Source organism: Nostoc sp. 106C (assembly GCF_002154725.1).
Taxonomy (GTDB): Bacteria; Cyanobacteriota; Cyanobacteriia; order Cyanobacteriales; family Nostocaceae; genus Aulosira.
This window is the reverse complement of record NZ_MTAW01000089.1, coordinates 187,467-209,361: the sequence shown is the minus strand read 5'-3', so window position 1 is coordinate 209,361 and position 21,895 is coordinate 187,467. Positions and strand designations below refer to the sequence as shown.

Sequence of the window (21,895 nt, the reverse complement as noted above, 5' to 3'; positions counted from 1 at the left end):
ACCATTGATTTTACATAAAATTAGAGACGGGATATATCCCGTCTCTGCGTTTGTTAAAAAAAATTAAAATCAGTAATTTAAATTAGCTTTTACAGATTTGCCAACAGACCAACGATCCCGTGACCTGTGAAAACTTCTAATGCGATGAGAGCCACAAAACCAATCATTGCTAAACGACCGTTGAGGAGTTCTGCATAAGTTGTAAACCCAGTGCGATCGCCTTGCTCATCTACATACACTTTTGGCTCGATCGCAAAGTTGTTCATTAGTCCCTGATCGTCAACGATGGCAGCATTTGTACGCATGAGATTTTACCGACTTGAATCACTATGTAAAGAAGTGTAACGCGATTATTAATTTTTGTAAACTAAATTAGTCTAGCCCAAGGCAGAGATATGATAGTGAATCGTTCTCATGGAGATGTCTAACGAACAGGCTGCACAACTTATTAGTAGGCACTCCCAGCTACCAATTAAGCCTTAACTAGCTCATGCATCGATTCCGCGTAGAGGTTATTAGCAAAACACCCAATCCTCAGCAGGTGATTTATGCCGCCATGCACCAAGACTACACTGAGGGGTTCGTGTTTGACGAGCGCGACTCGTGGCCCTCGGAGTCACAAAGCGGCGAAATTATTGTGAAGCGACTTTTAGCAGGTGAAAGGGGACATTACGGGCCTTTAGAGCATCCCCAGATCTGCTTTAACTGTGGATACTTTCCCCACAGTGTCATGCAGCAGGCGCGTACACACAGGGTAGCTGTATCATTTGATGTACAATCTTTTAGGTATACAGGTAACCAATTTATTGATGTAGTAAACGGTAAGAAAGATATTGAAGATGTTTTCTACCTGCGTCCTGTTGGTTATTACAGTGATAGACAAGGCAAAAAGTACTATTATTCACCAGAGCAAAGAGCATCAGATTTAGAGTGGTGTTTTGAAGCAGCCAAGCGATACAAAGCTGACTTTGAGGCGGGAATGTCTGAGGAACACGTAAGAGGTAAAATGCCTTTTGATTATCGCCAGCATTTTGTAGTTAGTTTTAATTTAAGGTCTTTCTTGCATTTTTGTGACTTGAGAAACAAGAAAGACGCTCAACTCGAAATTCAAAAGTTATGTGAAATGATGTGGCCCCATTTTGCAGATTGGGTGCCAGCGATCGCAGAATGGTATGAAAAATCTCGTTTGGGCAAGGCGCGATTAGCACCTTAAACCCTTTAAATATTAAAAGTTTCAAATCCAAAAAAGCTTTGAATTTGAAATTTTTAATTTTTTGCAAAAGATAAATATTTGAGGAAATTACGGTTGTGGGCCAAATAACACAAGCTACAATTAGCTGCAAGTCAAGCTAGTTAAATTACATAAAAATTAGCGTAGATATGAGTACATTAAGTGACTTAGATATCAAGCGAGAATTAGGAAAAGCTACTTTAATATATCCTTTTAATGAAAGCAACCTTAAAGGAGCCAGTTACAATTTAACAGCCAGTAAGCTCGCATGGAGAATTCAGGATGGAAAAAGCGCTTATGATAGCTCTGTCAATAAAATTATTATTCCTTCAAATTCTACAATTCTAATTCAAACTAACGAAGCTATTTGGGTTTCAAAAAGAATAGCTGGAACGTATCATTCAAAAGTTAGTTGGGTTTCCAAGGGACTAGGACATATTGGTACAACTTTAGATCCTGATTATATAGGCAATTCTTTAATTGCTGTTCATAATCACAGTAACAAGTCGATAGAACTAAATCCAGAAGTAGATACTTTTGTATCTCTCATGTTTTATTATGTTAAAACTAAATCATCGATCCCACATACTAATGATCCAGGTAGACCAGAGATACTCAATCAAGTTCAAGTAAGTGAAGATGAAAGACGCTGGCTTGATGCACCTTTTAGAAAGGATCAAAAACTCTTAAGGAAAAAACTTAAAGAATCTGATGATTTCAAAACCTTCAAGAAGGATTTGTTAAATAAGTTTAGTTATTTATTAACGTATATATTATTACTAACAGTTTTGGTTCCAAGTTTATATATGTATTTTTATCTAGACTCCAATCGTATGGTTCTATCAGAAAATAATTGGTTTAATACACTATTTTCTGTTCTTGATAAAGTGATATTTTTAGTATTCATTGGATTAATTAGCCAATTTACAAATGATGTCCGTAGAAGCTAAAATATTTGCTTGACAATATTTAGGCTAAAGCAAGATGAAGCTTAAAATAAAAAGATTAACTGAATTAGCTATAACTCCCAAATACGAACACTCTAATGATTCTGGTCTAGATTTATTTTCCATAGAAGAGGTAGAAATTATTGCTGGCGATAGTAGATTAATACGTACTGGTCTTTCAATAGAATTACCCGAAAGCACCGAAGCTCAAATTCGTCCTAGAAGTGGTCTAGCTCTTAAAAATCAAATTACAGTTTTAAATACGCCAGGTACGATAGACGAAGGCTATCGAGGAGAAATAGGTGTAATTTTAATAAATCATAGCAAAAGTCCTTTTAAAGTGACTAAAGGAATGAAAATTGCTCAAATGGTTATTACACCAGTAATCCATGTTGAAGTTGAAGAAGTTGATAACCTCAGTCAGACATCTAGAGGAACTGGTGGTTTTGGTTCAACTGGAATTACGGCAAATGTATAAGCTCGTTTATTTTTGAGCTATACGCGCGCTAGCGTCACTATTTCTGCCTGATCCTGATATTTACCTTGACGCGCTTCGTAACTAATAGCACAGGGTTCGCCTTCTAAAAATAGCAACTGCACAACTCCTTCATTAGCATATATGCGACAGTCGGCACTAGAAGAATTAGAAAATTCTAAAGTAAGATGACCTCGCCAAGCAGCCTCAGCAGGGGTTAAATTTGCAATTATGCCACAACGTGCATAAGTTGATTTACCTATACAAATCACCGTAATATTATTTGGAACCTTGAGTTTTTCTAGAGCAACTCCCAAACCATAAGAGTGAGCAGGTAAGATAAAGTAACTACCATTGGCATCCGTATGTAGAGCCGTTGATTCTAGATTCTGAGGATTAAAGTTTTTGGGATCAATTACAGTTCCAGGAATGTGGCGAAAAATGCGGAACTCAGATGGGGAAAGGCGAATATCGTAGCCATAGGAAGATAAACCGTAGCTAATTACAGGACAAACCCCTAAGTCTGGGTCTTTTTGCACTTTTCGGATTAATATTGGCTCAAAGGGTAAAATCATACCTTTTTGAGCCATTTCAGTAATCCAAATATCGTTCTTAATCACAAGTTCACAAGTAATTCAAACCGAACTACTAGCATACCCTAGCTAGTGTCACAATCTGACTTTGATCCTGATATTTGCCTTTATGAGCTTCATAACTAATAGCACAGGGTTCGCCCTCTAAAAATAGCAATTTTACTACCCCTTCATTGGCGTAGATGCGACAGTCAGCATTGGAAGAATTGGAAAATTCTAAGGTCAAATGACCTCGCCATGCAGCTTCAGCAGGTGTCAGATTTGCAATTATTCCACAACGTGCATAAGTTGATTTACCAATGCAAATCACAGTGATATTATCTGGAACTTCTAGCTTTTCTAAAGCAACTCCCAAACTATAACTGTGAGCAGGCAAGATAAAGTAACTGCCACTAGTATCTGTCTGAAGTGGCGTTGATTCTAAATTTTGAGGATTAAAGTTTTTGGGATCAACTATAGTTCCGGGAATGTGGCGAAAAATTTGGAACTCAGCAGCAGAAAGGCGGATATCGTAGCCATAGGAAGAAACACCATAGCTAATTATAGGTTTAACATCTAAAGATGCGTCTTGTTGCACTTTTCGGATTAAGCCTGGCTCAAAGGGAGATATCATACCTTTTTGAGCCATTTGAGTAATCCAGATATCGTTTTTAATCACAAGTTCACAACTAATTCAAATGAAGTACTAGGATATCGTGAACTAACACATTCTTCACGGGCTATGACTGCGGCGGATCTCGGTAATTTGATCTGCTACATCCAAAAGAGACTTGGGTGTTTCTGGCCCAGTTAGGATGATATCGATATGGGGAGGGCGTTTTGCTAAAAATGCTAAAACTTCAGTTTCGGGGATCAGACCAAAGTTGATTGCTAAACTTAACTCATCTAAGACAACGAGAGAATACTTACCCTCGAAGACTACCTTTTGTGTATGTTGCCACAGTTTTTGTAAAGCTTCATTTTCCGTATCGTCTAGCTGTGGTGTATCGATACAGCGAGGCAAATCGCAACGAATCCAATCTAAATGTTGTCCCATTTGAATGGGGCGATCGTGTCCTTGACGAATGCCACCTTTGAGAAACTGTACCACTAACACTCGGGTGCCTTGACCAGCAATTCTCAGTGCTTGAGCCATAACATTCGTAAAAAAGTTACGGTGTGAGCTAGTGAAAACTTGTACTAGCCCTTCAACAGGGGATGGTAAATTGAGGCTTGAATTTACACTTGGGGTATCTAGCTGGGCTACCATAAAACGAAGTTTTAAATATTACAAATTAACAAAGTGATATTCCTGAGACAGGCGATCGCAAATCTACCTGTAAAATCAATTTAATTTTCACAAATGTGTTGTATTTGGCATGTTGCATTCTTAGTCAAGCACTAGGCTTGCCCGAAAGTCAAGAGTTAATGATATTGGCATCGATCGCTTGTAAATGCAAGTATTTGTAAAAATAAAAACACATAACTAGCAGTGAAAATTCATCAAAACCTTGGGTGCAAGAGCTGAAAATCAGTAGATGTTAGATTTCCCATTTGTTTGGGCACAACAGAGTAAGTAAGTAGTGAATTTGACAGGATGAGGAGTGAATTGTTGTGAGATTGGTGATTCTGGGTGGTTCAGGATCGGGGAAAAGCACTCAAGCACAAAACCTTTGTAGACACTTTGATATTCCTAAGATTTCTACAGGTGAAATTTTACGAGAAGCAATGTCTGGCGACAAGCAGCTCCTCTTTCAAGAAGAGAGTCCACCTATGTACCTTAACAATCACCTATGTGATTTGGGCCGCCATGCACAGCCATACGTAGAAAAAGGGGAGCTAGTCCCTGATGAAATGATGATTGAGTTGATTCGGACGCAGCTGACACAGCTTGATTTAAAGTCGGGTTGGTTGTTGGAAGGCTATCCTCGTACTGCTTTTCAAGCAGAGGAATTAGATTTTTTATTGGAATATTTAGGACAAAAGTTAGACTGGGCAATATATTTACAAGTACCAGAAGCTATTATGGTTAATCGCTGTTTGGGGCGATCGCTTCCCGATGAGCAACCCGAAATTGTACAGCGCCGGATAGAGTTATTCTACGATCGCACTATTCCCATACTCGAATATTACGACCGTCGCCGCCGACTTTTGACTATTAATGGCGACCAATCACCAGAAGTTGTGCACCACCATATTCTCAATCTACTTTTAGTTTCTTAAGAAAATCTGCAATTTTACTACAGAGTTTCATTACGTTAGTTTTACGTTGACTATACAATCCGGCCTCTAGAGAGACTGTGGCGCTAAGGTAACCTTAAGGCAGTATTTCATCTGAAAATTTTGAGGCAACTCCAATGGTTTGGCAGCGTCCAGACGGTCGGTACCCCTACCAACTCCGTCCTATCAGCTTTGACAGTGGCTTTACCCGCTTTGCTCCTGGTTCTGTGCTGACAAAATGTGGTGATACTCAGGTACTTTGTACTGTCAGCGTTACTGAAGGAGTGCCCAAGTTTCTAGCAGGAAGCGGCAAAGGTTGGTTAACTGCTGAATATCGTATGCTTCCCAGTGCCACACAACAACGGCACGAAAGGGAATTGATGAAATTATCAGGACGGACGCAAGAAATTCAACGGTTAATTGGACGCAGTTTACGAGCAGCATTAGATTTTGAGGCACTAGGAGAACGTACCCTGACTGTAGATGCCGATGTATTGCAGGCAGATGCCGGAACAAGGACAACAGCAATTACAGGCTCCTTTGTGGCGTTAGCTAATGCCATTTCCCGATTATTGCACCAAGGAAAACTAGAGCGATCGCCCCTGTGCGGACAAATAGCAGCAGTCTCCGTAGGTTTATTGCAAGAAGAGCCATTTTTAGATCTGAACTATATGGAAGATGTAGCTGCAACAGTCGATTTCAACGTCGTAATGAATCAAAGCCTGGAGCTGATTGAAGTCCAGGGAACAGGAGAAGAAGGTAGCTTTAGCCGTAGCCAGTTGAATCAGTTATTAGATTTTGCAGAAAAAGGAATTCAGGAATTGTTAACCGCCCAAAGAGAAGCGATTACCGACTGGGATGAGATTTTTGTAGGCGATTAGGGATTGGGGGCAAGGAAGGGGACGCGGAAGGGGAAAGAATAAATAACTAATGACAAATGCCCAATGCGCCATGCCCCTTCCCTTATACGAGAAAATACTTAGTAAATTTTTATTGTTATTTTGTAATCTTACTGATTAATTTTGTGAATATTTGGTGAGATTAAAAAAATGTGCCTGCTGTGGCTTTAATCAACAAAATACTAATGATGTTAAGAGTTTCAAAAGTTAAAAAGGGGGACTGTAATAAGTTCGGTATTGTATTGCTGGAAGCAGGCACAGTGATGATAAAGCCATGAGCAAAACGGTCGAAGTTCTACCGGATCAGTCAGCTCTAGTTAAACGGGCGCTAGACTTGATCCTGCCCAAGATAGATACTGCTATTAAAGAGCGGGGGCAGTTTACCATTGCCTTAGCTGGCGGCAGTACACCTAAGCCGTTGTACGAAGCGATCGCCAATCAAAAACTGCCTTGGGATAAAATCCATGTATTCTGGGGAGATGAACGTTATGTTCCACCAGATCATCCTGATAGCAATGAACTGATGGCGCGTCGTGCGTGGCTAGACCGCGTTAATATTCCAGCCGCTAACATTCATGCCATGCCGACTTTGGAAGCTGACCCCGCAGTTGCAGCTGCTAAGTACGAACGGCATCTGCAAAACTTTTTTAATTCTGCATCTGGAGAATTCCCGTCTTTAGATGTAGTTTTACTAGGAATGGGTGATGATGCACACACTGCATCTTTGTTTCCGCACACAGAAGCGTTAAAAGTAAGCGATCGCTTAATTACAGTGGGTAACAAAGATAGCAGCATCCGCATCACCTTCACCTACCCATTCATCAACTCGGCTCGTAGCGTCATGTTTCTAGTTGCAGGTGCCAATAAACGACCAGCTTTAGCTCAAGTATTTGCACCCGTAGCCGATGAATTCACTTACCCATCGCGCTTGATTCAACCCCAAGGAGAACTTTGGTGGTTGCTAGATGCCGCGGCGGGTTCAGAACTCCAGACTTAAGTTACCTATCAGGAGTAATTGTTAAAATCGAAAGCTAGAGTTGCATCTGTGGCGAACTTCTGATGCCTGCGGCAAGCCGCTGTGCGTTTACGGCGGTAGCCGCCGCTCAAAGTTCTCTCTGCTTGCCAGTCCCATTTTATGATGAGCTTGAACAAAGGCTTAAATCCATGATCGTCTGCCCTAATTGCAATCACCCCAACCCAGACGGCGCTGTCCAGTGTGAAGCATGTTATACGCCGTTACCAGCGACTAACAACTGTCCCAGCTGTGGGGCAACTGTGCAGGCAGATGCCGCTTTCTGTGGTCAGTGTGGCTATAACTTGCGCGCAAGTGCCGCAGCGCCTCCAACAGCGGTAGCAGCAACCGTCGCACCTGACGTTCCTTTAGAAGTACCACCGTTGGTTACTCCTGACCCACTTGTAGAACTGATACAACCAGACCCCTTGGCAGTTCCCAATCCGGTGGCGGTTTCACCCTTACCGCCAACAGCAGTGGCGGTTCCTCCAGAAATAACAACCCCAGTAGCACCACCACAGGTAGTAGAAATCAGTGCAGCACCACAACCTGTTGTTTCTGGGCAAGGTGCTGCTACTCCACTTCCAGAACCGGAACCGGAACCAGTAGTAGCACCCGAACCAGAACCAATCGCAGCACCCGAACCACAACCAGTAGCCGCAACACCACCACCTGCTGTCAGTCCAGCCAGAACTCAATTACAGCAGGTAACAGCCAGCCTATTCCACGTCCAAAGCGACACCAATATAGAATTGCCCCAAACGTTGTCTGTAATTCATATCGGCAAGCCTAATGACCGCATTCCCCCAGATGTGGATGTCTCTGGATTTCCTAATTCGGAAATTGTTTCGCGGATTCATGCAGATATTCGCGTTGAGGGAGATGCTCATTATATAGAAGATGTCGGCAGTTCCAATGGCACCTACATCAACAATTTGCCACTATTACCGGGGAACAGACACCGCCTCAGACCAGGCGATCGCATCAGTTTGGGTAAGGGAGACATGGTAACATTCCTCTTCCAACTCGCTTAGACAAATTTTGTAGTCAGGACTTTAGTCCTGACTATGAGAGTTTTTGATCCCTGCTTGAAACTAAATAAGTAGATTAGGATGGAAGAAAATACACTCAAGCCGTTGAGGTAATTACGTTAAGGGACTTGACTCATGAGGGAACCAGGAAAAAATTTTGAAAACTTGCTTCCCCAAGAAGCACCGCCAGAAGTAGAACGCATGGGACTAACCTGGCTGATTGCCGCAGCGATCGCGACTGTAGTGCTGTGGCAAGTCCCAGGAGGCGATTATATTTTATACCCCTTTACTATCCTAGCTACTTGGTTTCATGAAATGGGCCACGGCTTGATGGCGCTAGTCTTAGGGGGAGAGTTTCAGAAATTACAGATTTTTGGCAATGGTTCCGGTGTCGCAACTTATCGCATCGCTTCATCGTTGGGGCCAATCGGCCCAGCGTTAGTTGCAGCCGCAGGCCCAATGGGACCACCGATAGCTGGTGCAGCTTTGATTTTGGCTTCCCGCAGTTTTAAGGCAGCTTCCCTGAGTTTGAAAATCTTAGGCAGCTTTTTGCTGCTTTCTACATTAGTTTGGGTACGTTCCTTATTTGGATTTGTAGCAATTCCCTTATTGGGTTTAATTATCTTAGGTATTGCTTTGAAAGCACCGCGTTGGGTGCAGGGGTTTGGTATTCAATTTCTCGGCGTACAAGCTTGTATAAGTACTTACCACCAACTGGATTATTTATTTAGCTACAGTGCAGGCCCTTTAGGACTTTCCGATACAGCACAAATCCAGCGGTATCTGTTTTTACCTTATTGGTTTTGGGGTGCGTTGATGGCGATCGCATCTTTGGTGATTTTAGCCCGAAGTCTCCAAGTCGCTTATCGTCATTAAGAGTTAACTACCGATATAGGCACGTGGAAGGCAGCTTCCCCCAGCTGATGCTGATAAATGTTGATAAGATACACTCTAAAGTTTCCGATTGCAAAATAAGTGCAGAATGGAAGATAAAGGGCAATTTAAATCCAGAGTGTGTTCATGACGGCTGATGTAACTACGGCTACACCTGATTTTGCGATATTATCTCAAGCTGCGGCTACTTATCGAGGCGAGGGGGGTAAACTTCCTTCTGCTTCTTTGATGGTGGATGCGTTGCTAGCAGCAGAAAAAGCTGCCAAGCAGCAACGGCTAACTTATAACTTTGATTCTCTTGTTGGCAAATGGCGGCTTTGCTTTGCTACTGGTACTCGCAAGGTGAGAAAGCGCGGGGGAATTGTCTTAGGCAAGGGTTTGTATCTGCCTAAATTTGCCGCAGCACATATTTCCTTTAGTGCAAGTTCAGAACAGGATTTGGGTAAAGCTGAAATTGGAAATCAGGTGCAAGTCGGCTCGGTGTTAGTGAAACTTACGGGACCAGCAAAATATTTAGGCAAGAAGAATTTATTGGCGTTTGACTTTACCCAAATGCAAATCAGTCTGTTTAGTCGTGTTGTTTACAACGGACAGATTCGCTCTGGTAAAGTGCAAAACGGAGATTTCCACAACCAGCCTATAGCTAAACTACCTTTCTTTGCCTTCTTTTTGGTTACAAAAGATTTTATTGCAGCTCGTGGTCGTGGGGGAGGATTGGCTCTCTGGATTCGGGAGAAGGATGTATGACCTGAAAAATAGCTTCTACCAGTGCTTCTGGCTCCACTGGCTTAGAGAGATGAAGTTGAAACCCCGCAGCAATAGCCTGACGGCGATCATACTCACTAGCATAGGCCGTGAAGGCTATGGCAGGAATCGTCCCTCCTTGTTCTGGTGATAGTCCTCGTACCTGGCGCATCAGCATATAGCCATCCATTTCTGGCATACCAATATCACACAGCAGCACATTGGGAATGAACTGCGTCAAAATTGTTAATGCTTCTGCTGCGGAAGAAGCAACAGTAACCTTTGCACCATGCTGAGCGAGAATAAATTGTGCTAAAGAACCCATATCGGCTTCATCGTCTACAACCAGTACTCGAATGTCTGTTAAGTCCGTAGGCTGGGTTGAAGGTTGAGTGGCTGTAGATGATTCCGGCTCAATGCTCATCGCTGGTAACAGAACTGTAAACGTCGCTCCCAAATCTTCGCCTAGACTTTGGGCTTGAACAGTGCCACCATGTAACTCAACAATCTGACGCACGATCGCAAGTCCTAGTCCTAATCCACCAAATCTGCGGGTTGTGCTGCTATCGGCTTGGCGAAAATACTCAAACACATGAGGTAAAAAATCTGCTTTGATACCTTTGCCATTATCAATAACTTGAATTTGCACTCGGTTATCAGTTTGCTCTAACTTAACTTCTACTCGTCCGCCCTCTGGTGTAAATTTAATCGCATTGGAAAGCAAATTCCAGATAACTTGTTGCAGCCGATTGGCGTCTCCCAATACCTTTTTCTTACCAGGTTGGAAAACGGTTTGAATATGAATAGATTTGGTAGCAGCAGCTAGCTGTACTGTCTCTATCGCTTCTTCAATCACCGCTATCAGGTTAACTGGAGCGGTATTAAGACTAAGTTTGCCCCGCAACATCCGCGAAATGTCGAGCAAATCCTCAACAAGTTGCGCTTGCAGTTTGGCGTTGCGCTCAATGGTTTCTAATGCTTGATTTACTTGTGTGGGTGGCAATTTCTGGGTTCGTAGTAGCTTTGTCCAACCCAAAATCGGATTGAGGGGCGATCGCAATTCGTGAGAAAGTACTGCCAGAAACTCATCTTTCACCCGGTTCGCCTGTTCCGCTTCGGCTCTAGCTTTGCGTTCGGCTTCATACAACTGGGCGCGGGAAATTGCCTGGGCACATTGACGGCTGATTGCCAAAATAAATTCGCGATCGTCTTCAGTTAAGTGCTTATACTCAGTGAAAGTGAGCGACATTCCACCTACCGATCTACCTTCAATCACTAAAGGTAGGGACATCCAGGCGCTGTTATCATATCGGCTGTAAGCTTCAGCTAAATGAGGATAGCGGGTAACTCTTTGGGCAACGGTTTCCATCCACACTGGCTCTCCAGTTCTCACCGCTTCTGCTAATGGAACCGCAGTATTAATCGAAAAGCGTTGCCAAGACTCTAATGAGTAATTCTCATAACCGACAACTTTGACAATTTCTAGCTCTGTTCTGTCTTCGCTCACTAGCACCACCATTCCAGAAGCAGCTTCTAATACTGCCATACTCTGTTCCATGATCACATCGACCACTTGTACAGGAGTCAAGGGTTCAGAAAGAGCGGCTGTAACAGTTTGCAGGCGGGCTGTACGATTTGCGGCATGTTCGGCTGCTTGTCTTGCTTGTTGGGCTTGCTGATAAAGACGCGCATTATCAATAGCGATCGCAGCTCGTCGGGCTAAATCCTCAGCTAGTGTCAAATCCGTTACTTTGTAACGACGATTAGATTCGGTAAATATGAAGGAAATGCTGCCAAAAACTCTTTCCCGCGCTTTTAGTGGGGCAATAATACAGGACTTTAAGCTCAGTCCACGTAAAATGCGTAAATACTCCGGATCGCGAACAGCCGCAGCTAACTGCTCATCAGTAATCTCCATAGCAATTTCACTGTGCCCAGTTTGCATCACCTGAGAAACACCATAGCCATCATCTAAATGCCTGGGATAGCGTTGAGTAACTTCCCATCCTAACTTCACCTTTTGGGGATCGCAATGAGCAACAGCAACGCGGCTGATGGTGCGATCGTCATTGAGCAGATCTACGCTACACCAGTCTGCAAAGTAGGGAACGGCTAGATCGGCAACGCTCTGAAGCGTTTGTTCGTACTCTAATGAAGTTGCTAGGACAGCACTAACTTCTGCTAGAAAAGCCGACTGTTGTTGTGCAGCCTCTGCTGCTGCACGGGCTACCTGCTCTCGTACAAGTTCAACTCGTTTTTCCTCAGCTTGCTTGCGTTCGGTGATATCGCTGAATGCAGTAATCACGCTGACAATTTCGCCTTCGGCATTGCATAAAGGTGAGGCATTAATTGAAAGAATAGAGGTTGTGCCATCGGCGTGGGCGATCGCGTGTTCAACTCCATAAATCGGTTTTCCCGTTCGCATCACCCGCACAAAAGGCAGTTCATCATCTGGAAATGGGTTGCCATCAACGGTTGTAATCGACCAAGATGAATCGTTGTATACCCGTTCAGTGATGCCACTATGAGTTAATCTGAAGATTTGCTCGGCCGCCTTATTGGCAGCGATAATTTGTCCGGCAGAATTTATAATTACAATTCCATCAGGAATAGTCTGGAAAATACTCGATAATCGCGCTTCACTGTCACGCAGAGCATTTTCTATCTGTTTGCGATGGGTGATATCGTGCATGACGACAACAGCACCCTGTTTCTCACCATTGAAATTCACAATGGCTTGACCATTTGTAGATAAAATGCGCGGTACTCCTTCCTGAGGAACAATCATCATCTCGACATCATCAACCTGCTGCCCTTGCAATGCTTGAAACAAGGGAATGTCGTTGGTGTTCATGGGCGTTTTGCCATCTGGCAAATACAAATCGTAGTGTTCTGCCCATTCTTCTGGTAAAAGCGGTTGCTCAGGCAATCCATGAAACAATCGCGCTGCTTGGTTAAATAATTTTAATTGTCCATCAGCATCGCAAGCTACGATTCCGGCTTGAACGTTATCCAGCAGAACATTGAGAAAATCTTGTTCTTTTCGCAGCGTTGTTTCTAACTGTTTTCTTCCTGTAATATCTAGAAAATATGCCAATATGCCAGTTGGAGTGGGAAACAGGCGCACTGTCAACCATCGATTTAACGCTGGATAAAACTCCTCAAACTCAACGGGAAGTTTTTCAGCAATTGCTTGATGGCAGTATTGAGAGAAATGAGTTGTTGAATTTACGAATAATACATTCCACAATAGCTTGCCGAGCAACTGATCTCGGTTTATTCCCAAAAGCTGCTCTACTTTATTGTTGACAGAGGTAACACGCCATGATAAGTCCATCTCAATCAACGCTTCAGCCATGTTTTCCACAATGACTTTTAAGCGTTCTTCTACAGAGCGATCGCCCGCTTGAAATTGCTGAGGAACTTGAGAAAACTGTTCCTGAAAATTGAATAGTTCTGAGCGATCGCTGTTCAGATGAGCCTCCTTCATGCAGGCAATACTTTCACATAAAAGTAATTTAGCCTATCACTAAATTTATAACTGGGGGTTCGCCCATTTTTTTAAGTTAGAGAAATTGATAAATAACACCAATTTGAAAAATGATTGCGACACATGGAAATCTGAAACGCTTATCCATTAGATGTTTCATAATCCAAAATCTAAAATCCAAAATGGTATAACGTAGGGCTATCAATATTTTTGTTGATCTACTTATTAGCAAACGCCCCCACTATTGGAGTGAGGGCGAGAAACTAGAGTTAAGGCATCAAGCGACAGATAAATTCTTTGTAGGGGCACGGCATCCACAATCTTTTTGTATATCAAATTATTTTACTGGTGCCGTGCCCCTACTCATCTGTCGCGTTCTTTTTTCAAAATGGTATAAGTAGTGCGAGCCGAAAAGCTCGCGCGGGCAAGATGCTCGCACTACAAATATTAAATTGTTCGACTTATTTTTACACGACTCCTCAGAATTTTTATGAGGAGCGATCGCCTGTAGAGGTGAGTTGGAAATCAGCCAACCAGTACCTTATTTTCGGCTTGCGGTTGAGAGCGAATTTCATTGGTACAGGAACGACTCTGTTCAACGTCAGCGATATTAGCCATTGTTGTATCCGCAATATTACGCAGAGCTTCTTCTGTAAAAAAGGCTTGATGCCCGGTGATTAGCACGTTGGGAAAGGTAGTTAGGTGAAGGAAAACATCATCTTGGATGATTTCACCTGACAAATCCTCAAAAAACAATTCTGATTCTTGTTCGTATACATCGACACCAAGATAGCCAATTTTGCCAGATTTCAAGCCTTCAATTACCGCTTGGGTATCAATCAACGCGCCTCGGCTAGTGTTAATGATCATCACACCTGGTTTCATCTGGGCGATCGCTTGATTATCAATCAAGTGATGAGTTTCGGGTGTAAGGGGACAATGTAAGGAGATGATATCAGAGTTTGCAAATAGCTCAGGCAACTCTACATATTTTCCACCCATTGCCTCTAATTCTGGGTTTTGATAGACATCATAGGCTAATAGGTGACAGCCAAACCCTTTCATGATCTGTCCCAAAATTAGACCGATTTTGCCAGTACCAATAATTCCGACGGTGCGTCCGTTGAGGTTGAATCCCAGCAATCTATCTAGGGAAAAATTGCCCTCCCGAACGCGGTTATAGGCGCGATGAATTTTGCGATTCAGGCTCAAAATTAATCCGACAGCGTGTTCTGCGACCCCATAGGGTGAGTAAGCAGGTACACGCACAACTGTAATTCCTAACTCCGCTGCCCGATTTAAATCTACATTATTAAACCCTGCACAGCGGAGGACTACCAGGCGAGTTCCGTTTGAGGCGAGAATCTCTAAAGTTGAGGCGTCAACCTGGTCATGCACAAATACACAAACCGCTGGAAACCCGGCGGCTAAGATAGCGGTATCCCGATTTAGACGAGGTTCAAAATACACCAAGTCATGTTGCTGGGGCGAATTTGCAGCTTCTAAAAACTGCCGATCGTAGGCTTTTGTACTGAAGACAGCTACTTTCATGCAAAACCTTAGGTTTGATGCTGCATAGTTTTCGAGTACATAATAGCTTGACTTGAAGAAGCGCGATTGCACCTGTAATGATTGCCAGTCCTAGACCTTCAACCAGATGTAAGCAATTCTTGAATTACAGCAAAACTTTAGAATTTCTAATTTGTAATTACCTTTTGGCAAGGGTTTCAAGCATTTCTACTGGTCGGTTTATTTACGCCTTGCCCTACTAGGTAAACAGGCGGACTTGCTTTACTAACGCTATCCGCCTTACAGACAAACAACAATACTATGAACTTATCCATGATTACAGCTAACGAAATTTATTACATCATCCAATTGCAATATCTTCATGAAAATTATGGATAAGTCGCATTAGCAAAATAAATTCCTCAGTCGATATCCCTTGACTGCTTGCGCATTTTTCAATCTATTGTTGGAGTTAGGGAGGAAAGTTCATAAAAGTGAATACAAATCTCACTCCAATTGTAAAAGGCGATGTCTACGACGGGCTAAGCCTACGCACTGTTGTTGATAAAAGCGATCGCCTCATGAACAACAAGATCCCCGACTTTTTGAAAAAGTCGGGGATCTGAACTCATCTATAAAGGTATTAATATCAAAGTTTTCTGGTAATTCTGCCTCTACAACTAAAATTCCCTCTTTGCGATAAAGGTTTGCTTGTTTATGAGGCAATAAATTATTCATTTCCGAGTTTTGTTTAGTGTCTTCTTCAGTCGCTTGCTGACTCAGAATCTCAATTTTTTCTGTAATGGCTTGCAAAATAAATTCCTCAGTCGATATCCCTTGACTGCTTGCCCATTTTTCAATCTATTGTTGGAGTTAGGGAGGAAAGTTCATAAAAGTGAATACAAATCTCACTCCAATTGTAAAAGGCGATGTCTACGACGGGCTAAGCCTACGCACTGTTGTTGATAAAAGCGATCGCCTCATGAACAACAAGATCCCCGACTTTTTGAAAAAGTCGGGGATCTGAGTCTCCATTTGGGTAAGCTGTGATGTCTGCGACAAGCTGCTATGCATCTACGCATTTACTTAGGAACTTGCACAATCTGAGCGATCGCAATATCAGCAGCCAAGTTACCTTGCAGTAAAAGTTGCTTTGTTCGCTCGTCCCGACATTGAATTATATACTGCTGTTATCCTACACCAGTGTATTTATAGCTATTGAGCCATTTTATAAGAATTTGTATAAGATGGACTGATCAATAACTAATTGATGTGAAAAGATAAATCGCATCTTTCATTACCAAAGTTGGAAAACACATGAACAAAAAATTTGTCCTATCTTTGCTTTCTACCCCAGCAGTGTTTATGTCTATGCTGTCTATGGTCATGATGGCCAAAACAGCTCACGCCAGTCAAACAGTCACTCCAGTAGGTACTCATCTATCTTGTGTACGTGCTCCCCACTCAGCAACTGCTAAACAGGTATGTATACAAGTAAGTAACACTCCTGTTTCTCCAGCTAAACCTGGGATGACAGTAGCGCAAGTGCAATCATCAAATCAGCCTGCGGAACTAGAATTCACCGATGCAGAGAGTGATGAAGCGATAAAATTGTTTGGTTGTGATTGCCCAATCTGCATTAACGCTGTACGTCAGTTACACGGTTTGGCTCCAATGCCTGTCTAATAACTTGGTGAGATAGGCTCAAAATAGATTAGTATTTATCAATACTAAATAACTACTTAAACAAAGTAGTAGTTACAATGTTGTGCAACTTGGTAGTGAACATAAAAAAGCCAGAGAACTTGCTCTCTGGCTTATAGTTGGAGACAAAAGAGTCATTAAATAGAGAAAAATCTAGATTCTTCCCAGGTTATGCAGTCCTAAAATAATACCAGTACCTAAGATATGACCAAAGGCAGTTGTGGCTAATAATGCAGGTACACCTAAACCACCAAATAAATTAGATGAGGGTAGTTCTGGGCCTACATTAGGATACTTGATAGTGGATTTGCCAAAGGCAATAGCGGCAATATTAGCCAAAATCATAATCACTCCAACTGTTGGACTCCATTGCAGGGTTGTGGGAACAGTGGTAGCGGCAAGTAAGGTCGAAGTAAGCAACTGATTCGCTCCTGAAACTTGTTGATTATTAAAATATGATCTGAATATTTCCCTACAAAATTCAAGAAAACAAGCTGGATTTGCAGCAATATTTTACAGTTATTCTAAATACTTAATACAAACCACCACTATTGCCGTGCTGCTTTGTTTTTGTGTAGTACTGCTATTGATAGGGCGATATTTGATAAAGCCTTACTAGCGAACTACTGTGCGATCGCACTTTTCAAGAAGTTAAAGTTTTCTCAATCCGACGGTCGGGGATCAGCCACATGATCGCAACCAAAATGTATACTCCAAAGGCAACCCACGAGTTTACAAAGGCAAGTGGAATTGCCACCGCATACAATACAACTGATATCTTGCCCTTAAAGTCTCGACCGACTGCGATCGCCAAAGCCGAATCTCTGCCGTGATGAGCAACCAAAGCCAGGGTTAGGATGAAATAAGCGATCGCACAGAACAACAGTACCGTACCATAAAGAGCTATCGGCCAAGCAGTAAAATGGTTCTCGCCCATCCAGCCAGTGACGAAGGGAATTAGCGACAACCAGAACAGCAGATGTAAATTGGCCCAAAGAATACGTCCATTAACGTGCCGGACTGCTTGGAGTAGGTGATGATGGTTGTTCCAGTAGATGCCAATGTAAATAAAACTCAGCACATAGCTCACAAATACTGGAATTAGCGGACGCAGAGCAGCTAAATCGGCACCATGCGGCACCTTCAGTTCCAGCACCATAATAGTGATAATGATGGCTAGCACGCCATCACTAAATGCTTCTAACCTACCCTTCCCCATCTGTATACACGCTCCTTTTGTGCTTACTTCAAAGTCAGTTGTCTGTACTTTACCCTGTCTTGTAACCGCTGTGGAGAAGCTTGTTCGTTTTTTGACACTATAAGTTTCAATCCCTAATAGGGATTAGATTTAATTGCAATCCATTAATACAATTCATAGTGTTAGGTTGTGGGAGTTTCAATCCCTAATAGGGATTAGATTTAATTGCAATTTTATGGAAGCCCGTGCAGCAAGTATTTGTTTATTCAGTTTCAATCCCTAATAGGGATTAGATTTAATTGCAATTTGCCAGGGAAATCCGCGTTTTGACTGAGTTTTGGTTTCAATCCCTAATAGGGATTAGATTTAATTGCAATCCAAGGATCGGGCAATGTCGCTTGAGGCTGGTCAACTGTTTCAATCCCTAATAGGGATTAGATTTAATTGCAATTTCTGTGAGTTCGGACTATTGACATAGATCGAATTTTTCTAATGTTTCAATCCCTAATAGGGATTAGATTTAATTGCAATTTCAAAGGTTTCCAGGTTTACAATATGGCTATCTTGTTTCAATCCCTAATAGGGATTAGATTTAATTGCAATTAGATAGGCTTAGTAATTTCTCTAGGACAAAATTTCTCTGTTTCAATCCCTAATAGGGATTAGATTTAATTGCAATTCAGCCTGGGTCTGTTGCGATCGCCGCTGGCGCGTTTCAATCCCTAATAGGGATTAGATTTAATTGCAATTCGCCCACCGTGTAGCCAAAGCTATGAATTAATACCTTTTGTTTCAATCCCTAATAGGGATTAGATTTAATTGCAATGGCAGTGCCGGGGCCTGCCGACACCTGTGTGAGCGTTTCAATCCCTAATAGGGATTAGATTTAATTGCAATGGGTTGTCGTTACAGTCTCGCTCAGAAGAGTATGTTTCAATCCCTAATAGGGATTAGATTTAATTGCAATTTCGGGATTGGAAATCTGCATAGTTGCCAAATCCAAACCCGGTTTCAATCCCTAATAGGGATTAGATTTAATTGCAATCCAATTGTGTTCAAATTCAGCACACAACTCTTTCGGTTTCAATCCCTAATAGGGATTAGATTTAATTGCAATCTTCGATTACAGATTTAACTCCAGCTTCTTGTAATGTTTCAATCCCTAATAGGGATTAGATTTAATTGCAATCAAAAACTTGGAATACGAACTACGCGATCGCCCTGTTTCAATCCCTAATAGGGATTAGATTTAATTGCAATGATGTGTGTTATAGGAGTTAGTTCCCTTATTAGTGGTTTCAATCCCTAATAGGGATTAGATTTAATTGCAATTTTTTGATGAGCATCGGAACTACTAATGTTATTGTTTCAATCCCTAATAGGGATTAGATTTAATTGCAATTTCGGTGACAGTCACACTTGGCGGATTATATAGTTTCAATCCCTAATAGGGATTAGATTTAATTGCAATTTGCCGAAGAGTGTGCTACTGCGCTTGGCTTGGTACAGTTTCAATCCCTAATAGGGATTAGATTTAATTGCAATAACTTATTCCAATGCAAGCCGGAAACCAAAACGTGTTTCAATCCCTAATAGGGATTAGATTTAATTGCAATAGTCAGAATGAGTCAATTGTTTCTCAATACACTGTTTCAATCCCTAATAGGGATTAGATTTAATTGCAATTCCTTCGTATGCTTTTAATATGCATCTTACAAAGTTTCAATCCCTAATAGGGATTAGATTTAATTGCAATAGTTTTTACACCAGTGTAAATGGCTTGAGCATGGTTTCAATCCCTAATAGGGATTAGATTTAATTGCAATTGCTATTGTAAGAGCATGGTAAAGATTGTAATAGTTTCAATCCCTAATAGGGATTAGATTTAATTGCAATTTGTCTTTGGGTATTTGGGGTCAATTAAATTCGTGTTTCAATCCCTAATAGGGATTAGATTTAATTGCAATGTTGGGGGTGCGTGGTTTGCGGATTACCTCCTGTTTCAATCCCTAATAGGGATTAGATTTAATTGCAATGGGGAAGATATCTTTTAGTGATGCCATCTGGTTGTTTCAATCCCTAATAGGGATTAGATTTAATTGCAATTAAAAATCGCCATGCCTTACAACTTCGCCATTAGTTTCAATCCCTAATAGGGATTAGATTTAATTGCAATTCTTTGTTCCAGGTGTACTTGCCGTATACGTAAGTTTCAATCCCTAATAGGGATTAGATTTAATTGCAATGGCTCGCAGTTGGAAGCATTGATATATTTGGTTTTCAAGGTACAGTTTCGTCAACCTCCAATCAAATTAGCTTTTGGGGCATTGAGTTGTCAAGGGTGTCATTGGATAAAAGCTCCAAAGGCTTGTAGAGCATGGGTTAGGGAGTTTGCGTCAACCTCAATAGAGGTAAAAAAGGGTTCAAAAGCAGAGGCAGTAGGCTTTTGGGGCGGAAAATTTGACTATTGTTTTCAAACACCTACTGGTTGACGCCAGATTCAAGGGGGAAACACTGGGAAAATATAACTAATAGTGAAATCAACTACCTATTAACTGCTCTAAAGCAATTTTCAAATCTTGTGTTAACTGGCTTGCAGCTTGGCGAGATGCTTGGCGATCACTTTGAGAATTTACCCAGCGTTCTGTAACCGAAATTGGTTCACCCACGGTGATACGTGCTGTTCGCCAACCTAATCGGGGACGTGCGGGTGTTTTGCGATCGCTAATTCGAGACAGCATATCGAACATGAGTAGCGTTGTTTCAGCAAATCGTTCAGCAGTCGGCTGTTCCTGAATATAGCTAGCGGTGACAGCGACAAAACTTTCGACTAAGCGCATATGTCGCATTCGCAAATCGGCTTCTTCTGCAATCCAGTCTGCCAATCCGCGTTTAAGTGGTGATAAAGCAGCGATATTAGGTACATCTTCACGGTAAATGTAACTCCAGCCAGCCTCTTCCAAGCGGCGACAGCGATCGATGAAATTTCCCTGTGGCTGGATATTAAAATATTGCTCAGGTACTTGTAAAGCCATATCCAGTAGGCGGTGCAGACGGGAAGTTATTTCTTGATTGGGGATAGCAGGGAGATTTTGATGATAGAAACGCCGATAAAACTCTTCCATTTCAGAAATGATATGTTCAGCCAGCCGACAGAGCCGTTGATAGTAAATTTCTGGCTGTCCATTAATATCATTCTCAACTGGCAATACTGGCAAGCCACTCTCAGTTTCCAATTTACTCAACAATCGCTCCAGTTTTGACCAAGGTGGGTTAACGTAGCGATACTGAATAGCGATCGGCACAATAAAAACAGTTTCAGGACGATTGGCTTTGGCTAAATCTTCTACACACCAAAACCCCAGTTGAGAAACACCAGGTTCTAAGGGGCTAACAATGCCGCTATGACCATTAGTACCGCCTTCAGGTGCAACTGCGATCGGGATTTTGCTATTGGCAAATAACTCTCGTGCTGTTTGGATAGCTTGCCTATCTAATCGCTTACCCCGCCGAATTGCTACACCTCCCAGTAAAGAAAAAAACCAACCCAGCCAGTCACCAGCCCACAAAGTCATACCCCTGTCGTAGAGAAAGTGAGAGTGAACCGGAGATTGCAACTTTATTCCTTCCTGACGAGCAACTCGTGGCACAATCCGGGAAAGTAGATAGAACATACTGAGGGGATCGTCTACCTCAGGATGCCGAAACGCCAGCAAAAAGCGAATTTTGCCAGCTTGAAACTTTTCATAAAGCTGGGCTAACACCTCAGCATTTTTAGCTTCAATCTGGATAATACCTGCTGGTAACCAAGGTCGAAGCCGAAAACGCAACAATACTGGCAGCAACCACTTGGTAATCTGGAGTATGGCTACGTTGAAGCGTGGAGGAATAAATTTTAGTGGTGGTTGAATGGATTGAATCGATTTAGGCAAGTTGCTCTCCAGATTGTTTTTCAAAATCGCCTACTTG

The 21,895-nt window shown here is 42.1% G+C and carries 21 protein-coding genes and 1 CRISPR repeat array; of the genes, 11 read left to right on the top strand and 10 right to left on the bottom strand.

Features of this window, described 5'->3' with window-relative positions:
- Positions 1 to 89: 89 nt before the first annotated feature.
- Positions 90 to 305, bottom strand: a complete 216-nt coding sequence (locus tag BV375_RS10945; RefSeq protein WP_086692185.1) for a chlorophyll a/b-binding protein — start codon at positions 303 to 305, stop codon at positions 90 to 92.
- A 185-nt stretch (positions 306 to 490) separates the two neighbouring features.
- Between BV375_RS10945 and thyX the strand changes: the two genes are divergently transcribed.
- From thyX to dut, 3 genes are all read left to right on the top strand, one after another.
- A complete protein-coding gene (gene thyX / locus BV375_RS10940) occupies positions 491 to 1,213 on the top strand; it encodes an FAD-dependent thymidylate synthase (RefSeq protein ID WP_086760270.1) in 723 nt (240 codons plus the stop codon).
- A 167-nt stretch (positions 1,214 to 1,380) separates the two neighbouring features.
- Entirely contained in the window at positions 1,381 to 2,181 is an 801-nt protein-coding gene (locus BV375_RS10935) for a deoxycytidine triphosphate deaminase (RefSeq protein ID WP_086760268.1), read from the top strand.
- Between the two features lie 34 nt (positions 2,182 to 2,215).
- On the top strand, positions 2,216 to 2,656 hold the full coding sequence (dut, locus tag BV375_RS10930) for a dUTP diphosphatase (protein ID WP_086760266.1): 441 nt from the start codon (positions 2,216 to 2,218) through the stop codon (positions 2,654 to 2,656).
- 17 nt (positions 2,657 to 2,673) lie between these two features.
- On the opposite strand, the gene dcd (BV375_RS10925) is transcribed toward dut, so the two are convergent.
- From dcd (BV375_RS10925) to BV375_RS10915, 3 genes are all read right to left on the bottom strand, one after another.
- Positions 2,674 to 3,243 (bottom strand): dCTP deaminase, encoded by a 570-nt coding sequence (gene dcd / locus BV375_RS10925; protein ID WP_243713910.1) that lies wholly within the window; start codon positions 3,241 to 3,243, stop codon positions 2,674 to 2,676.
- A gap of 58 nt (positions 3,244 to 3,301) precedes the next feature.
- Positions 3,302 to 3,874 (bottom strand): dCTP deaminase, encoded by a 573-nt coding sequence (gene dcd / locus BV375_RS10920; protein WP_243713908.1) that lies wholly within the window; start codon positions 3,872 to 3,874, stop codon positions 3,302 to 3,304.
- Positions 3,875 to 3,958: 84 nt separating this feature from the next.
- Complete coding sequence (locus tag BV375_RS10915; RefSeq protein WP_086760260.1) at positions 3,959 to 4,495, bottom strand: P-loop NTPase family protein; 537 nt, start codon at positions 4,493 to 4,495, stop codon at positions 3,959 to 3,961.
- 344 nt (positions 4,496 to 4,839) lie between these two features.
- Here BV375_RS10915 and BV375_RS10910 point away from each other — a divergent pair, with 344 nt between their 5' ends.
- From BV375_RS10910 to BV375_RS10880, 6 genes are all read left to right on the top strand, one after another.
- Positions 4,840 to 5,448 (top strand): nucleoside monophosphate kinase, encoded by a 609-nt coding sequence (locus BV375_RS10910; protein WP_086760259.1) that lies wholly within the window; start codon positions 4,840 to 4,842, stop codon positions 5,446 to 5,448.
- Positions 5,449 to 5,582: 134 nt separating this feature from the next.
- On the top strand, positions 5,583 to 6,326 hold the full coding sequence (rph, locus tag BV375_RS10905) for a ribonuclease PH (RefSeq protein ID WP_086760258.1): 744 nt from the start codon (positions 5,583 to 5,585) through the stop codon (positions 6,324 to 6,326).
- A gap of 292 nt (positions 6,327 to 6,618) precedes the next feature.
- Positions 6,619 to 7,341, top strand: coding sequence for a 6-phosphogluconolactonase (gene pgl, locus BV375_RS10895; RefSeq protein WP_086692215.1), 723 nt, complete (start codon positions 6,619 to 6,621; stop codon positions 7,339 to 7,341).
- Positions 7,342 to 7,508: 167 nt separating this feature from the next.
- Positions 7,509 to 8,390, top strand: a complete 882-nt coding sequence (locus tag BV375_RS10890; protein ID WP_086760336.1) for an FHA domain-containing protein — start codon at positions 7,509 to 7,511, stop codon at positions 8,388 to 8,390.
- Between the two features lie 132 nt (positions 8,391 to 8,522).
- Positions 8,523 to 9,263, top strand: coding sequence for a M50 family metallopeptidase (locus BV375_RS10885; RefSeq protein ID WP_086760254.1), 741 nt, complete (start codon positions 8,523 to 8,525; stop codon positions 9,261 to 9,263).
- Between the two features lie 144 nt (positions 9,264 to 9,407).
- Positions 9,408 to 10,028, top strand: coding sequence for a hypothetical protein (locus BV375_RS10880; RefSeq protein WP_086760252.1), 621 nt, complete (start codon positions 9,408 to 9,410; stop codon positions 10,026 to 10,028).
- Here the strand turns inward: BV375_RS10880 and BV375_RS10875 are convergent.
- The 3 genes from BV375_RS10875 to BV375_RS10865 form a co-directional block, all read right to left on the bottom strand.
- Positions 9,967 to 13,515 carry a PAS domain S-box protein gene (locus tag BV375_RS10875; RefSeq protein ID WP_086760251.1) on the bottom strand — a complete coding sequence of 1,183 codons (3,549 nt, stop codon included), beginning with the start codon at positions 13,513 to 13,515 and terminating at the stop codon, positions 9,967 to 9,969. The two genes, BV375_RS10880 and BV375_RS10875, sit on opposite strands and share 62 nt — an antisense overlap.
- A 525-nt stretch (positions 13,516 to 14,040) precedes the next feature.
- The gene (locus BV375_RS10870) at positions 14,041 to 15,066 is read right to left on the bottom strand and encodes a 2-hydroxyacid dehydrogenase (protein ID WP_086760249.1); all 1,026 of its coding nucleotides are present in this window, start codon (positions 15,064 to 15,066) and stop codon (positions 14,041 to 14,043) included.
- 537 nt (positions 15,067 to 15,603) lie between these two features.
- The gene (locus tag BV375_RS10865; protein ID WP_243713907.1) at positions 15,604 to 15,837 is read right to left on the bottom strand and encodes a hypothetical protein; all 234 of its coding nucleotides are present in this window, start codon (positions 15,835 to 15,837) and stop codon (positions 15,604 to 15,606) included.
- 82 nt (positions 15,838 to 15,919) lie between these two features.
- On the opposite strand from BV375_RS10865, the gene BV375_RS38695 reads away from it, so the two are divergent.
- Together BV375_RS38695 and BV375_RS10860 are read left to right on the top strand one after the other, a co-directional pair.
- Positions 15,920 to 16,051: a hypothetical protein gene (locus BV375_RS38695; RefSeq protein ID WP_279432922.1), complete on the top strand. Its 132-nt coding sequence runs from the start codon at positions 15,920 to 15,922 to the stop codon at positions 16,049 to 16,051.
- Positions 16,052 to 16,341: 290 nt separating this feature from the next.
- A complete protein-coding gene (locus BV375_RS10860; protein WP_086760247.1) occupies positions 16,342 to 16,710 on the top strand; it encodes a hypothetical protein in 369 nt (122 codons plus the stop codon).
- Positions 16,711 to 16,881: 171 nt separating this feature from the next.
- Here BV375_RS10860 and psaK read toward each other — a convergent pair whose 3' ends face one another.
- The 3 genes from psaK to BV375_RS10845 all read right to left on the bottom strand — a co-directional run bounded on the left by psaK (position 16,882) and on the right by BV375_RS10845 (position 21,858).
- Positions 16,882 to 17,148, bottom strand: coding sequence for a photosystem I reaction center subunit PsaK (psaK, locus tag BV375_RS10855; RefSeq protein ID WP_086760244.1), 267 nt, complete (start codon positions 17,146 to 17,148; stop codon positions 16,882 to 16,884).
- Between the two features lie 223 nt (positions 17,149 to 17,371).
- A complete protein-coding gene (locus BV375_RS10850) occupies positions 17,372 to 17,947 on the bottom strand; it encodes a TMEM175 family protein (RefSeq protein WP_086760334.1) in 576 nt (191 codons plus the stop codon).
- Between the two features lie 103 nt (positions 17,948 to 18,050).
- Positions 18,051 to 20,172: direct repeats of the CRISPR family, unit length 37 nt; unit sequence GTTTCAATCCCTAATAGGGATTAGATTTAATTGCAAT.
- Positions 20,173 to 20,466: 294 nt separating this feature from the next.
- Positions 20,467 to 21,858 carry a 1-acyl-sn-glycerol-3-phosphate acyltransferase gene (locus tag BV375_RS10845; protein WP_143842058.1) on the bottom strand — a complete coding sequence of 464 codons (1,392 nt, stop codon included), beginning with the start codon at positions 21,856 to 21,858 and terminating at the stop codon, positions 20,467 to 20,469.
- Between the last annotated feature and the right edge of the window lie 37 nt (positions 21,859 to 21,895).

Coding starts and splice junctions, on each gene's coding strand:
- BV375_RS10850 (WP_086760334.1), bottom strand. CDS start 17,947: ATGGGGAAGGGTAGGTTAGAAGCATTTAGTGATGGCGTGCTAGCCATC.
- BV375_RS10880 (WP_086760252.1), top strand. CDS start 9,408: ATGACGGCTGATGTAACTACGGCTACACCTGATTTTGCGATATTATCT.
- BV375_RS10890 (WP_086760336.1), top strand. CDS start 7,509: ATGATCGTCTGCCCTAATTGCAATCACCCCAACCCAGACGGCGCTGTC.
- BV375_RS10935 (WP_086760268.1), top strand. CDS start 1,381: ATGAGTACATTAAGTGACTTAGATATCAAGCGAGAATTAGGAAAAGCT.
- dcd (WP_243713910.1), bottom strand. CDS start 3,243: ATGGCTCAAAAAGGTATGATTTTACCCTTTGAGCCAATATTAATCCGA.
- BV375_RS10870 (WP_086760249.1), bottom strand. CDS start 15,066: ATGAAAGTAGCTGTCTTCAGTACAAAAGCCTACGATCGGCAGTTTTTA.
- dcd (WP_243713908.1), bottom strand. CDS start 3,874: ATGGCTCAAAAAGGTATGATATCTCCCTTTGAGCCAGGCTTAATCCGA.
- pgl (WP_086692215.1), top strand. CDS start 6,619: ATGAGCAAAACGGTCGAAGTTCTACCGGATCAGTCAGCTCTAGTTAAA.
- BV375_RS10915 (WP_086760260.1), bottom strand. CDS start 4,495: ATGGTAGCCCAGCTAGATACCCCAAGTGTAAATTCAAGCCTCAATTTA.
- BV375_RS10885 (WP_086760254.1), top strand. CDS start 8,523: ATGAGGGAACCAGGAAAAAATTTTGAAAACTTGCTTCCCCAAGAAGCA.
- dut (WP_086760266.1), top strand. CDS start 2,216: ATGAAGCTTAAAATAAAAAGATTAACTGAATTAGCTATAACTCCCAAA.
- BV375_RS10875 (WP_086760251.1), bottom strand. CDS start 13,515: ATGAAGGAGGCTCATCTGAACAGCGATCGCTCAGAACTATTCAATTTT.
- rph (WP_086760258.1), top strand. CDS start 5,583: ATGGTTTGGCAGCGTCCAGACGGTCGGTACCCCTACCAACTCCGTCCT.
- BV375_RS10945 (WP_086692185.1), bottom strand. CDS start 305: ATGCGTACAAATGCTGCCATCGTTGACGATCAGGGACTAATGAACAAC.
- thyX (WP_086760270.1), top strand. CDS start 491: ATGCATCGATTCCGCGTAGAGGTTATTAGCAAAACACCCAATCCTCAG.
- BV375_RS10860 (WP_086760247.1), top strand. CDS start 16,342: ATGAACAAAAAATTTGTCCTATCTTTGCTTTCTACCCCAGCAGTGTTT.